This window comes from Agrococcus sp. TF02-05, from assembly GCF_017565345.1.
In the GTDB taxonomy this organism is placed as follows: Bacteria; Actinomycetota; Actinomycetes; order Actinomycetales; family Microbacteriaceae; genus Agrococcus; species Agrococcus pavilionensis.
Genome location: NZ_JAGEKO010000004.1, coordinates 1 through 12,514, shown reverse-complemented (window position 1 = coordinate 12,514; position 12,514 = coordinate 1). Strand labels below are relative to the sequence as shown.

Here is a 12,514-nt window from a genome sequence, read left to right as displayed (position 1 = left end):
GACCCGATGGGCACCAGCATCGTCGGCATCGACATCGGCGCGACCGCGATCCGCGCGGCGGAAGTCGTGCGCTCAAGCAAGGGCGCGACGCTCTCGCGCTACCACTCGATCGCGCTCCCGCCGGGAGCGGTCACTCGCGGGGAGATCGTCGAGCCGCACGTCGTCACCGGCGCGCTCAAGGAGCTCTGGAAGCGCGGGAGGTTCACGACCCGGCGCGTCGTCGTCGGCGTCGGCAACGACCGCGTGCTCGCGCGTGAGCTCACCGTGCCTGCTGCGCCGCTGACGCTCATCCGCGAGTCGCTGCCGTTCCAGGTGCAGGACCTGCTGCCGGTGGCGACGAGCGAGGCGATCCTCGACTTCTACCCGATCGCCGACGCCGGCAACGGTCAGGTGCACGGGTTGTTGATCGCGGCGGTGAAGGATGTCGTGCTGACGACGATCGAGGCGCTGCGGAAGGCCAAGCTCGAGACGGAGTCCGTCGACTTCGTGCCGTTCGCGCTCACGCGCGCGCTGCCGCAGCGGGTCGGTGATGGCGACGCCATCGCCATCGTCGATGTCGGGGCCCACACCACCACCGTCGTGATCGCTCGCTCGGGCGTGCCCCAATTCGTGCGGATCATCCCTTCGGGAGGCGACGAGGTCACGCAGACGCTCAACGCCCGACTCGGGCTGGAACGCCCCGTCGCCGAAGATGCGAAGCGGGCGCTGGGGCTGGCTCTGGGCGGCTTCGCACCGCACGACCAGCCCCTCGTCGAGGCGATCCGCGAGGTCACCGGCGAGCTCGTCACCGGCGTCCGCAACACCGTGACCTACTTCGCCACCGCCCGTCCCGACCTCCCGGTGCGCCGCGTTGTGCTGACCGGCGACGGCACGAGCCTCGGAGGCTTCGCGGGCGCGCTCGGCGAGGTGATGCGCTTGCCGATCGAGTGGGGCGATCCCATCGCGCCGCTGCAGACGCGGGATCGCGATCGCGATCGACTCACCACCGAGGGCAACCGAGCCGCGGTCGCGCTCGGGCTCGCGATGAGGAGCGCAGCATGAAGGTCTTCGGCATGACGATCGGCGGTGGCGGCGACGCCCCACAGCTGCTCCTCGGCGGCCCTCCCGCAGCCGAGCTCCTGCCGCCTGAGGTCGGCGCCGCGCGCCGGAGCCGAGGCATCCGTCGCGGGATCGTCGCGGTCGCGGTACTGCTCATGGTCGCGAGCGGCGGCGCGAGTGCCGCCGCGAAGTACCAGGCGCTCAGCGCGGAGGTCGAGCTCGCCCTCGAGCAGGAGCGCACCGCGTCGCTCATCGCACGGCAGGCCGAGTTCGCCGACATCGTGGCGGCGCAGACCGAGATCGAGGAGCGCGAGGCGGCTCGCAGGGTCGCGACCGGCACCGAGATCGACTGGCAGGTGTTCGTCTCTGGCATCGAGGCGGCGATGCCTGCCGACATGGTGCTGCACAGCCTCGAGGTGACGGGCAGCTCACCCATGGCGGGTCTCGCGCAACCGGCCGACCCGCTGCAGGGCGCACGCGTCGCGACGGTCACGTGCATCGTCCGCAGCCCGGCGATGCTGACCGTCCCTGATGTGGTCGACCTCATGGGCGGTCTGACGGGCTTCGTCGACGCGCAGGTGCCGCTGTCGGAGCTCAAGCCCGAGGGCTACTTCGAGACGACGTTCGTGGTCCACCTCGATGAGGGCGCGTACGCGAGCCGGTTCCCGGCCGCCGAGGCCTCCGAGCACGGCGTGGCTGACGGGCGGGTTGAGGCCGGCGCGAGCGGCGAGGGGGTGCAGCCGTGAACGGGATCGATCGGCTCTGGAGCATCGGGGCGGCGCTCGTCGCCGCGGGTGTCATCGCGGGCGTATGGTTCGGCGTCATCTCGCCCGACCTCACGGCAGCGAGCCGCGCGCGCGACGATCTCGCCTCCGTCGAGCAGCAGAACGGCCTGCATGAGATCCGCATCGTCGCGCTCGAGCAGGAGGCGACGCGCATGCCCGAGATCACCGCCGCGCGCGAGCAGCTCGCCGACGGCATCCCGAGCGACCTCGACTACACCGCGTTCATGCGGCAGGTGCAGGGCTACGCCGCTGAGGCGGGAGTGGTCCTGACCGGCATGAGCACCGTCGATGCAGTCCCCTACGTGCCGCCGGCCGCGGATCCGTCGGCCCAGCAGGCCGCGCCCCCCGCAGAGGGCGAGGCAGCCGAGGGGGAGGCCGACGCCCAGGCGGCCGCGCCGACGGGTGATCCTGCGGCCGACGCGCCGATGCCTTACACCGATCCGTTGATCGGCGAGCACAACCTCGCGGTCGCGCAGTTCGCGGTGAAGGCGGAGGGCGAGCGCGCTCGACTCGCCGACTTCCTGCACCGCCTGCAAATGGGCTCGCGGATCGTGTCGATCTCGGCCGCTGCGTTCGAGCCCAACCAGGAGGACGAGGCGCTCCAGACGGTCGAGATCACGGGCAGCCTCTACGCGCTGCAGGCGGGGGCAGTCCCGGCTCCCTGACCGTCGGCCTCGAGAGGCGGTGTGGGAGAATCGGTGCAATGCGCACCACCCACGCCACCTTCTCGATGTCGCTCGTGGGTGAGACCGACGTCACGCTCCTCGTCCTGCCCGCCGCGGCCTACGCATCCGACGACCGCATCGACGTCACCGTCGACGGGGCGCCCGTCGAGTGGCGCATCCAGCCCGCTCAGCACGACACCCGCGAGCTCGTCTTCACCGCGCCCGCGGGGCAGCTCGAGGTCGAGATCCGGTCGACCGTCTCGGGGCTCGAACGGCCCATCGACGAGGGCGACCCGGCGCGCTACCTCGACGACTCGCGCTACGTCGAGGCGAGCGCGCTGCGCGGCTTCGTCGACGAGCGCTTCGGTCGCGCGAGCGGCCACGAGCAGATCGCGGCAATGCGGAATTGGATCGCGCGCGGCTTCACCTACTCGCCGTCGCTGTCGGAGATCGACGACACCGCGGTCGACGCGATCCGCAAGAGCGGCGGCATGTGCCGCGACTACGCCCACGTGATGATCGGCCTCGCCCGCGCTGCGGGCGTCCCCGCGCGCTACGTCGGCGTCTACGCGCCGGGCCTGCAGCCGCCCGACTTCCACGCCGTCGCCGAGGTGATGATCGACGGGGAGTGGTTCGTCGTCGACCCGACCGGGCTCGCGCCGAGGCAGAGCCTCATCCGCATCGCGACGGGGGCGGATGCGCTCGAGACGGCGTGGGCGACGACGGCGCGGAACCCGATCACACTGCAGTCGGTGGCGGTGCGGGCGGAGGATGAGGCGCTCGAGGATGGTGCGGTGGACGACGTGAGGGCGCTCGTCAAGATCGGCTGACTCGGCGGGTTTCGACTCGCTCTGCGCGCTGGCACGCGCGGAGCGGCTCAACCAGCGGGAGTCGGTGCGTCAGCCCAGGTTCGCGAGCACCTGGTCGAGCACCTCGCGCGCGTCCTGCTCGCTCGCGAAGTACTGCGAGGCGACGCTCACGACCGTGCCGCCCGAGGGCGCCGTCGCGACGCCCAGGTCGCCGACCGTCTCGAACACGGGCGCCTGGAAGCCGTCGGCCTGCTGCAGCACGCCCACGACGAGCCGGTCGCCGCCGGTGACGTGCTGGAACGCGCACACGGTGCCGCCCGCATCCACGATGTCCGAGATCGCGCCCGGCAGCGTGCCGGCGTCGCTCGACGGGGCGAAGTTGGGGTTGAACGCGTAGAGCTGGTCGGCCGTGTAGACCTGCGAGCACGGCACGTCGCCCGCGACGGGCGGCGTCGTCGGCAGCGCCGAGCCGGTGGGCGCAGGCGTCGGCTCGGGGCTCTCGACGGGCGTCGTCGCCGAGGGCGAAGGCGTCGCGGTGGGCGAGCTCGAGGCCGACGGCGACGGCGACTCGCTCGGCGCGAGCACGCCCGGCTCGCACCCCGTCAGCGCGAGCGCGGTCGCCGAGGCGATGATCGCGGCGGGCAGGAGACGACGGATGCGCTGGGTACGGCTCGGCATGCTGTCAGACTACGGGCGCTCCAGGGCGGAGGCGGTCGAGGCGCGCGCAGTACCCTAGAGGGATGCAGCCCTCCTCGCTCTCGTCCGCCGTGCTCGCCGCCGTCCAGGGCGCCGTGGGCCGACGAACGGCCGAGGTCGAGGTGCGCGAGGCCGACATCGTGCTCGAGCGCCCCCGCAACCGCGACCACGGCGACTGGGCGACCAACGCCGCGATGCGCTTCGCGAAGCGCGTCGGCACCTCGCCGCGCGAGCTCGCCGACGAGGTCGCGGCCGAGCTCGCGACCATCGACGGCATCGCGAAGGCCGAGGTCGCCGGCCCCGGCTTCATCAACCTCACGCTCGCGGCCGGTGCCGCGGGCGAGCTCGCCCGCACGATCGTCGAGGCGGGCGACGCCTACGGCTCGGGCGACGCGCTCAAGGACGTGAAGATCAACCTCGAGTTCGTCTCCGCGAACCCGACCGGACCCATCCACATGGGCGGCACGCGCTGGGCCGCCGTCGGCGACAGCCTCGGCCGCGTGCTCGAGCGCCAGGGCGCGCTCGTCACCCGCGAGTACTACTTCAACGACCACGGCGCGCAGATCGACCGCTTCGCGAAGAGCCTCGTCGCCGCCTTCCGCGGCGAGCCGACGCCCGAGGACGGCTACGGCGGCGCCTACATCGCCGAGATCGCCAAGCGCGTCGACGACGGCTACGACGGCGACCTGCTCGACCTCGATGACGCCGCGCTGCAGGAGACCTTCCGCGAGCGCGGCGTGCAGCTCATGTTCGAGGAGATCAAGCGCGATCTGCACGACTTCGGGGTCGACTTCGACGTGTTCTTCCACGAGCACCAGGTGCAGTCCGACGGCTCGGTGCAGCGCGCGATCGAGGTGCTGCGCGAGCGCGGCCACGTCTTCGAGGAGGACGGCGCGCTCTGGCTGCGCACGACGACGTTCGGCGACGACCGCGATCGCGTCATCGTGCGCTCGAACGGCGCCCCCGCCTACTTCTCGGGCGACCTCGGCTACTACCAGAACAAGCGCGAGCGCGGCTTCGAGCAGAACATCATCATGCTCGGCGCCGACCACCACGGCTACGTCGGCCGCATGATGGCGATGTGCGCGGCGTTCGGCGACATCCCGCACAAGCACCTCGAGATCCTCATCGGCCAGATGGTCAACCTGCTGCGCGAGGGCAAGCCGGTGCGCATGTCGAAGCGCGCGGGCACCGTCGTGACCATGGAGGACCTGGTGGATGCGGTGGGCGTCGACGCCGCTCGGTACGCGCTCGTGCGCTCGAGTGCAGACACGCCGCTCGACATCGACCTCGAGCTGCTGACGCAGCGCACGAACGACAACCCCGTCTACTACGTGCAGTACGCGCACGCCCGGATGTCGGCGGTCGCCCGGAACGCGGTCGCGGCGGGCGTCGACCGCTCGGAGTTCCAGCCGGAGCTGCTCTCGCACGAGACCGAGTCGGCGCTGCTCGGCGCGCTCGCGGACTTCCCGCGCGTGCTGACGCAGGCCGCGGAGCTGCGCGAGCCGCACCGCGTCGCGCGCTTCGCCGAGGAGCTCGCCGGCCTCTATCACCGGTGGTACGACGCGACGCGCGTCGCCCCGCAGGGCGACGAGGACGTCACGGCGCTGCACCGCACCCGCCTGTGGCTCAACGACGCGGCCGGCCAGGTGCTGCGCACGGCGCTCGCGACGGTCGGGGTGTCGGCGCCCGAGCGCATGTAGCCTCCCCGGTCGTTGCCCTTCGACTCGGTGTGCGCCGGTGGCGCGCACCGGCCGGATCGCGGGCGCCTCCGCCGTCTCGAGCGCCGTCACTCGCCTCCTGGCGCCGCAGGGGGGCGACGGCCGCGCGAAGGGCGCGATTCGGCGCCCGCGGCTCAGCGCTGCCGCTGCACGGCCGGCCGGTAGGCCGAGACGCTCGGCTCTCCCGGCACCCAGAAGCGCCAGGGATAGGCGGATGCGTCGCCACCCGGCCCGCTGACTCCGACGCGAGGCCCGGTGCGGTACGGCGGCGGCACCTCGGCCGGCGCGAACGACCACGACGCCGCTTCGACGCCGTCGGCCGTCGTCACGCCGTCGCTCAGCTCCGCCTCGCCGAGGGTCGCGCCGTCGTCGACGAGCGTCGCGCCGAGCGCTTGCGCGACGTTTCCCGGGCCCCGCGCGAGCTCGCCCGTCGGCGTGGTGCGGCGCCGCGCCGAGCGCCGCTCGAGCGCGAGCCCGTGCCCCTCGACGACCTCGCCCGCGCGCACGAGCACGCCCCAGCCGTGGCCCTCCGGCCCCGCGACGATGTTCACCGCGTGGTGCATGCCGTAGGTGAAGTAGCAGTAGACGCGGCCGCCCGGCCCGAACATCGTCGCGTTCCGCGCCGTCCTCCCGCGGAAGGTGTGCGCACCCGGGTCGTCGCTGCCGCGGTAGGCCTCGGTCTCGGTGATCCGCACCGCGACCGCGCCCGACGCATCTGCCCGCCGGAGCACGCCGCCGAGCAGCAGCGGCGCGAGCTCGAGCGGGTCGCGCTCGAACCAGGTCGGGGGAGGGGTGGGCACGATCGGCACGGTAGCGGGCGCATCCGAGCGTCGGCTTGCGGATGCGGTGGGCCACGCAGGGAGTCGATGTCACGGAGGGAGGCGGGATTCGACTCCCAGCGGGGCGGATGACGGGAATCGACTCCCTGCGTGCGCCGGGCACCCGAGGCTCGTCGCGAGCAGCGGTTCGAGCGCCGGCGCCGCTGCACTCCGACCGCTGCTGGCCGCCGAGCGGCAGGATCGCCGCTGCCCGCGACGGTCACGCGCGGTGCGCAAGCGCCGAGCGGCACGCGGCGGTTGCCTAGGATGGAGGCAGAGCGCCACAAGCGCCGACGCCGCCTGCCCGTCAGGCCCACAGCACCCCACCCGGACGGAGTCCCGTGCCGCATCCGCTCGCCCCGCACCTCACCGACGCGGGCGACCCCAACGCCCTCGCCGAGGGCGTCTGGCCCGCATCGGCCGAGCGCGTCGACGGCGCCCTCCGCGTCGGCGGCGTCGACCTCGCACGCGTCGCCGAGCAGCACGGCACCCCCTTCCTGCTCGTCGACGAGACCGAGGTGCGCGGCCGCGCCCGACGCATCCGCGAAGCCTTCGAGGCCGCCTTCTCGCCCGAGGCGGGTGGCGCGGGCGTCGACGTCTACTACGCCGGCAAGGCGCTCCTGACGGGCGACGTCGCCCGCTGGATGCGCGACGAGGGGCTCCGCATCGACGTGTGCACGGGCGGCGAGCTCGCGATCGCGCTCCGCGCGGGCGTCGATCCCGCGCTCATCGGCTCGCACGGCAACAACAAGTCGCTCGCCGAGATCGAGGCGGGCGTCACGGCCGGCATCGGCACCTTCGTCATCGACTCGGCCGTCGAGGTCGAGCGCATCGCCGCGGCCGCCGAGCGCGCCGGCCGCGTGCAGCGCGTGCGGCTGCGCATCTCGGTCGGCGTGCACGCGTCGACCCACGAGTTCCTCGCCACGAGCCACGAGGACCAGAAGTTCGGCATCCCGATCGACGAGGCGCCCGCGGTCGTCGCGCGCATCCGCGAGCTGCCGAGCCTCGAGCTCGCCGGCCTCCACACGCACATCGGCTCGCAGATCTTCGACCACGCGGGCTTCGCCGAGTCGGCGCGGCGCATGCTCGCGCTGCACGCCGAGCTCGGCGCCGACGCGCCGCTCCCGGAGCTCAACCTCGGCGGCGGCTTCGGCATCGCCTACACGGCCGCCGACAGCCCGGAGCCGATCGAGGCGATCGCGTCGAGGCTCGCGGATGCCGTGCGGCAGGCCGCGGGCGACCTCGGCATCCCGGTCCCCAGGATCGCGATCGAGCCCGGCCGCTGGATCGTCGGGCCCGCCGGCGTCACCGTCTACTCGATCGGCACCGTCAAGCCCGTGCGCCTCGCGGACGGCGCCCGCACCTACGTCGCCGTCGACGGCGGCATGAGCGACAACGCCCGCCCCGCGCTCTACGACGCGCAGTACTCCGCGCGGCTCGCGAACCGCGCCTCCGACGCGCAGCCGACGCTCGTGCGCGTCGCGGGCCACCACTGCGAGTCGGGCGACATCGTCGTCGACGCCGAGTGGCTGCCCGCCGACGTCGAGCCCGGCGACCTGCTCGCGGTCGCCGCGACCGGCGCCTACTGCCACTCGCTCGCCTCGAACTACAACGCGACGCCCCGCCCGCCGGTGCTCGCCGTCGCCGACGGTGCGGTGCGCGTCCTCGTGCGCCGCGAGTCGATCGACGACGTGCTCTCGCGCGACGAGGGCCTCGCCGCCTCGCCGCCCGCCGGCACCGAAGCCCCGCGACCCGACGACGACACGACCGGAGCCGCATCCGCATGAACCCCTACCCCACGGACCACTACCGATCGCTCCGCATCGCGCTGCTCGGCGCCGGGAGCGTCGGCTCGCAGGTCGCCCGGCTGCTGCTCGAGCACCGCGACGAGCTCGCCGCGCGCGTCGGCGCGCCGCTCGAGCTCGTCGGCATCGGCGTGCGCGACGTCGCCGCGAAGCGCGACGTCGAGCTGCCGGCCGAGCTGCTGACGGACGACCTCGGCACGCTCGTCGCGAGCGCCGACATCGTCGTCGAGCTGCTCGGCGGCATCGAGCCGGCGCGCTCGCTGCTGCTCGACGCGCTCGCCGCGGGCGCCGACGTCGTCACCGCCAACAAGGCGCTCATCGCCGCGCACGGTCCCGAGCTCTTCCAGGCCGCCGAGACCGTCGGCGCGCAGGTCAACTACGAGGCCGCCGTCGGCGGCGCGATCCCGATCATCCGCCCGCTCGAGCAGTCGCTCGCGGGCGACCGCGTCATGCGCGTCATGGGCATCGTCAACGGCACGACGAACTTCATCCTCGACCGCATGCACACCGAGGGCTCGACCCTCGAGGAGGCGCTCGCGGTCGCGACCGAGCTCGGCTACGCCGAGGCCGACCCGACCGCCGACATCGAGGGCTTCGACGCCGCGAGCAAGGCGACCATCCTCGCCTCGCTCGCCTTCCACACGGTCGTGCCGGTCGAGGTCGTGCACCGGCAGGGCATCACGGGCGTGACGGATGCGATGGTCGAACAGGCGGAGCGGAACGACCGCGTGCTCAAGCTCGTCGCGATTTGCGAGCGGCTCGAGGGCGAGGGCGGCGAGGCCGTCTCGGCCCGCGTGCATCCCGTCTCGCTGCCGGCGACGCATCCGCTCGCCGCCGTGCGCGAGGCGAAGAACGCCATCTTCGTCACCGCCGAGTCGGCGGGCGACCTCATGTTCTACGGCGCGGGCGCGGGCGGCCCCGAGACGGCCTCGGCCGTGCTCGGCGACCTCGTCTCGATCGCGCGCCGGCACGTGCTCGGCGGCCCGGGCGCCGCCGCGTCGACGCACGCCGACCTGCCGATCGCGCCGTTCGGCGACGTGCTCGCGCGGCACGAGCTCGCGCTCACCGTCGCCGACCGCTCCGGCGTGCTCGCGGGTGTGGCGGGCCTCTTCGCCGAGCACGGCGTCTCGGTCGAGTCGGTGCGGCAGGACCCGGCCGACGGCGAGGCATCGCTCGTGCTCGGCACCCACACCGCGAGCGAGGCCCGCATCGCGGCCGTGCTCGACGCGCTCGAGGCGCACCCCGACGTGGAGCGGATCGACAGCGTGATCCGGCTCATCGACTAGGAGGAATGACCCATGGCGAACCAGTGGCGCGGCGTGCTGCGCGAATGGGCCGACGTGCTCGACGTGACGGATGCGTCGACGGTCGTGACGCTCGGCGAGGGCGGCACCCCGCTCATCGAGTCGCGCGCGCTCTCGGCGATGACCGACGCGCGCGTCTTCGTGAAGTTCGAGGGGCTCAACCCCACCGGCTCCTTCAAGGACCGCGGCATGACGGTCGCGATCTCGCGCGCGATCGAGCGCGGCGCGAAGGCGATCGCGTGCGCGTCGACCGGCAACACGTCGGCCTCGGCCGCCGCGTACGCCGCCGCCGCGGGCATCCAGGCGATCGTGCTCGTGCCCGAGGGCCGCATCTCGATGGGCAAGCTCGCCCAGTCGGTCGTGCACGGCGCGCGCATCGTGCAGGTGCGCGGCAACTTCGACGACTGCCTCGAGATCTCGAAGGAGCTCGCCGAGCGCTACCCCGTGCACCTCGTCAACTCGGTGAACGACGACCGCATCGAGGGGCAGAAGACCGCCGCGCTCGAGATCGTCGACGTGCTCGGCGACGCGCCCGACATCCACTGCATCCCGGTCGGCAACGCCGGCAACATCTCGAGCTACTGGCGCGGCTACTCGCTCGCCGAGACCGAGGGCTGGGCGACGAAGCGGCCGCAGATGCTCGGCTTCCAGGCCGCCGGCGCCGCCCCCATCGTGCGCGGCGAAGTCGTGCGCGAGCCCGACACGGTCGCGACCGCGATCCGCATCGGCAACCCCGCCTCGTGGCAGCAGGCGCTCGAGGCGCGCGACGCCTCGGGCGGCCACATCGGCGCGATCGACGACGCCGCGATCCTCCGCGCGCAGCGGCTGCTCGCCTCCTCGACCGGCGTCTTCGTCGAGCCCGCCTCGGCGATCTCGGTCGCCGGCCTGCTCGAGCGCCACGCCGCGGGGCAGATCCCGGCCGGCTCGACGGTCGCGCTCACCGTCACGGGCCACGGCCTCAAGGACGCGCAGTGGGGCCTCAAGCTCGACGACGGCTCCGACGCCGCGCCCGAGTCGGCCGACGCCGACACCGCGCAGGTCGCGGCGCTCCTGGGCCTGTCGTGAGCGACTCGGTCTCCGGCATGGTGGATGCGTCGGGTCGCGTCGCGCCAGCCGGCACGGTGCCGGTGGGCCGGGCGGTGCGCGTGCGCGTCCCCGCGACGAGCGCCAACCTCGGCCCCGGCTTCGACACGCTCGGCCTCGCCCTCAACGTGCACGACGAGCTCGAGGTGACGGCGACCGAGTCGGGCGTGACCGTCGCGGTCTCGGGCGTCGGCGCGGGCTCGGGGGAGGGCGCGGTGCCGACCGACGAGTCGAACCTCGTCGCGCGCGCCGCGCTCCACGTCTTCGGCCGCGTGGGCGTGCCCGCGCCGGGCCTCGCGCTCGCGGCGACCAACAGCATCCCCCACGGTCGCGGGCTCGGCTCCTCGGGCGCCGCGATCGTCTCGGGCGTGCTCGCCGCGAAGGGGCTGCTCGAGGGCGTCGTCGACGTCTCGGACGAGGACGTGCTGCGCTTCGCGACCGAGCTCGAGGGCCACCCCGACAACGTCGCGCCGGCGATCTTCGGCGGCCTGACGATCGCGTGGGTCGACGAGACGGGCCCGCGCCACAAGCAGCTCGCCGTGCACCGCGGCGTCTCGCTGCTCGTCGCCGTGCCCGAGGCGACGATGTCGACGAAGCTCGCCCGCAGCCTCCAGCCCGAGGCCGTGCCGCACGCCGACGCGGTCTTCAACCTCTCGCGCTCGGCGCTGCTCGTCGCGGCGCTCACGCAGAGCCCCGAGCTGCTGCTCGACGCGACCGAGGACCGCCTGCACCAGACCTACCGCGCGAGCGCGATGCCCGAGACGAGCGCCCTCATCGGCGAGCTGCGGGCCGCGGGCCACGCGGCCGTCGTGTCGGGTGCCGGGCCCTCGGTGCTCGTGCTCGCCTCCGACCCCGCGGCCCGGCTCGAGGCCGCGCGGATCGTCGAGGAGCGGCCCGCCGCGCCGGGCGCCGGCTGGCACGCGCGCCTGCTGGCCGTCGACATCCGCGGTGGTACAGTGGAGCCCATCCCCAGCAGCGCCGCGGCCTAGCCGCGCCGGGGGACTTCCTGACTCCACTCTCCGCAATCTGAAGCGCCCGTCGACCGCACCGGCCGTGAGCGCAGCGCGAGACATGGTCCCACGCCCGCGAGCATCGCGCGCGGGCCGACATCGAAGGAGCACTCGCACATGACGAGCGAGATCACCGACAGCATCCCCGCGGCCGAGGCCGCACCCGAGGCCCCCGCATCGCAGCAGCCCGAGGAGGCGCCCGCCGCCCCGAAGCGCCGCTCGCGTCGCGCGTCGACGGCGACCGTGACCGCAGAGCCGGCCAAGGCCGACGCCACCCCTGCCGAGGCGCCCGCCGCCGACGCGCAGCCGGCGGCCGAGCCCGCTGCCGCCGAGGCAGCGGCGCCCGCCGCGACGAAGCGCCGCGCCCCCGCCCGGCGCAAGAAGGCCACGCCCGCCGCCGAGGATGCGACGGCCGAGTCCGCGCCCGCCGAGGCGCCGGCCGCCGAGCAGCAGGCCGCTGAGGCACCGGCCGCCGAGCAGCCGGCCGCCGAGGCCGCCGCACAGCAGGGCTCGGAGCCGTCCGGCGAGCAGTCCGCCGATGAGCAGGCCGAGGCGCCCGCGCGCGGCCGCGCGCGCCTGCCGTGGCAGGCCCTCTGGATCTCGCTCGCCCTCATCTGGGGCTCGTCGTTCCTGCTCATGAAGCTCGGCCTCGACGCGCTCCACCCGATGCAGATCGCGATGCTCCGCATCGGCGTCGCCGCGGTCACGCTCGTGCTCCTCGCCCTCGCCATGCGCGTGCGGCTGCCCCGCGACGCGCGCACGTGGGGGCTTCTCGCCGTG

The 12,514-nt window shown here is 74.0% G+C and carries 11 protein-coding genes and 1 pseudogene; 10 read left to right on the top strand and 2 right to left on the bottom strand.

Annotated elements, in window-relative coordinates; genetic code table 11:
* Positions 1–6: 6 nt before the first annotated feature.
* Genes pilM through JQT67_RS03905 form a run of 4 tightly spaced genes read left to right on the top strand, consistent with a single transcriptional unit; the run spans position 7 to position 3,318 of the window.
* Entirely contained in the window at positions 7–1,041 is a 1,035-nt protein-coding gene (gene pilM / locus JQT67_RS03920; RefSeq protein WP_208063613.1) for a type IV pilus assembly protein PilM, read from the top strand.
* Entirely contained in the window at positions 1,038–1,784 is a 747-nt protein-coding gene (locus tag JQT67_RS03915) for a hypothetical protein (protein WP_208063612.1), read from the top strand. The genes pilM and JQT67_RS03915 overlap by 4 nt, the downstream gene beginning before the upstream one ends.
* Positions 1,781–2,488 carry a hypothetical protein gene (locus tag JQT67_RS03910; RefSeq protein WP_208063611.1) on the top strand — a complete coding sequence of 236 codons (708 nt, stop codon included), beginning with the start codon at positions 1,781–1,783 and terminating at the stop codon, positions 2,486–2,488. Before JQT67_RS03915 ends, JQT67_RS03910 begins: the two co-directional genes overlap by 4 nt.
* 38 nt (positions 2,489–2,526) lie before the next feature.
* Complete coding sequence (locus JQT67_RS03905) at positions 2,527–3,318, top strand: transglutaminase family protein (RefSeq protein WP_208063610.1); 792 nt, start codon at positions 2,527–2,529, stop codon at positions 3,316–3,318.
* A 69-nt stretch (positions 3,319–3,387) separates the two neighbouring features.
* Here JQT67_RS03905 and JQT67_RS03900 read toward each other — a convergent pair whose 3' ends face one another.
* Positions 3,388–3,975, bottom strand: a complete 588-nt coding sequence (locus tag JQT67_RS03900; RefSeq protein ID WP_208063609.1) for a hypothetical protein — start codon at positions 3,973–3,975, stop codon at positions 3,388–3,390.
* Between the two features lie 62 nt (positions 3,976–4,037).
* Here JQT67_RS03900 and argS point away from each other — a divergent pair, with 62 nt between their 5' ends.
* Positions 4,038–5,696: an arginine--tRNA ligase gene (argS, locus tag JQT67_RS03895; protein WP_208063608.1), complete on the top strand. Its 1,659-nt coding sequence runs from the start codon at positions 4,038–4,040 to the stop codon at positions 5,694–5,696.
* A gap of 152 nt (positions 5,697–5,848) precedes the next feature.
* Here the strand turns inward: argS and JQT67_RS03890 are convergent, their stop codons facing one another.
* A complete protein-coding gene (locus JQT67_RS03890; protein ID WP_208063607.1) occupies positions 5,849–6,514 on the bottom strand; it encodes a DNA-3-methyladenine glycosylase in 666 nt (221 codons plus the stop codon).
* A gap of 359 nt (positions 6,515–6,873) precedes the next feature.
* Here JQT67_RS03890 and lysA point away from each other — a divergent pair, with 359 nt between their 5' ends.
* The 5 genes and pseudogenes from lysA to JQT67_RS03865 form a co-directional block, all read left to right on the top strand.
* Positions 6,874–8,319, top strand: coding sequence for a diaminopimelate decarboxylase (gene lysA / locus JQT67_RS03885; protein WP_208063606.1), 1,446 nt, complete (start codon positions 6,874–6,876; stop codon positions 8,317–8,319).
* Complete coding sequence (locus JQT67_RS03880; RefSeq protein ID WP_021011136.1) at positions 8,316–9,623, top strand: homoserine dehydrogenase; 1,308 nt, start codon at positions 8,316–8,318, stop codon at positions 9,621–9,623. The genes lysA and JQT67_RS03880 overlap by 4 nt, the downstream gene beginning before the upstream one ends.
* Positions 9,624–9,635: 12 nt before the next feature.
* Positions 9,636–10,706, top strand: a complete 1,071-nt coding sequence (gene thrC, locus JQT67_RS03875) for a threonine synthase (RefSeq protein WP_208063605.1) — start codon at positions 9,636–9,638, stop codon at positions 10,704–10,706.
* Positions 10,707–10,723: 17 nt separating this feature from the next.
* Positions 10,724–11,713: a homoserine kinase gene (thrB, locus tag JQT67_RS03870; RefSeq protein ID WP_208063944.1), complete on the top strand. Its 990-nt coding sequence runs from the start codon at positions 10,724–10,726 to the stop codon at positions 11,711–11,713.
* Positions 11,714–11,851: 138 nt separating this feature from the next.
* Positions 11,852–12,514, top strand: a pseudogene (locus tag JQT67_RS03865) (hypothetical protein); the annotation flags it as partial.

What these genes read in the sequence shown, in the direction of transcription:
- pilM (WP_208063613.1), top strand. Translation starts at nt 7, where the DNA reads ATGGGCACCAGCATCGTCGGCATCGACATCGGCGCGACCGCGATCCGC.
- JQT67_RS03915 (WP_208063612.1), top strand. Translation starts at nt 1,038, where the DNA reads ATGAAGGTCTTCGGCATGACGATCGGCGGTGGCGGCGACGCCCCACAG.
- JQT67_RS03905 (WP_208063610.1), top strand. Translation starts at nt 2,527, where the DNA reads ATGCGCACCACCCACGCCACCTTCTCGATGTCGCTCGTGGGTGAGACC.
- JQT67_RS03900 (WP_208063609.1), bottom strand. Translation starts at nt 3,975, where the DNA reads ATGCCGAGCCGTACCCAGCGCATCCGTCGTCTCCTGCCCGCCGCGATC.
- argS (WP_208063608.1), top strand. Translation starts at nt 4,038, where the DNA reads ATGCAGCCCTCCTCGCTCTCGTCCGCCGTGCTCGCCGCCGTCCAGGGC.
- JQT67_RS03880 (WP_021011136.1), top strand. Translation starts at nt 8,316, where the DNA reads ATGAACCCCTACCCCACGGACCACTACCGATCGCTCCGCATCGCGCTG.
- thrC (WP_208063605.1), top strand. Translation starts at nt 9,636, where the DNA reads ATGGCGAACCAGTGGCGCGGCGTGCTGCGCGAATGGGCCGACGTGCTC.
- thrB (WP_208063944.1), top strand. Translation starts at nt 10,724, where the DNA reads ATGGTGGATGCGTCGGGTCGCGTCGCGCCAGCCGGCACGGTGCCGGTG.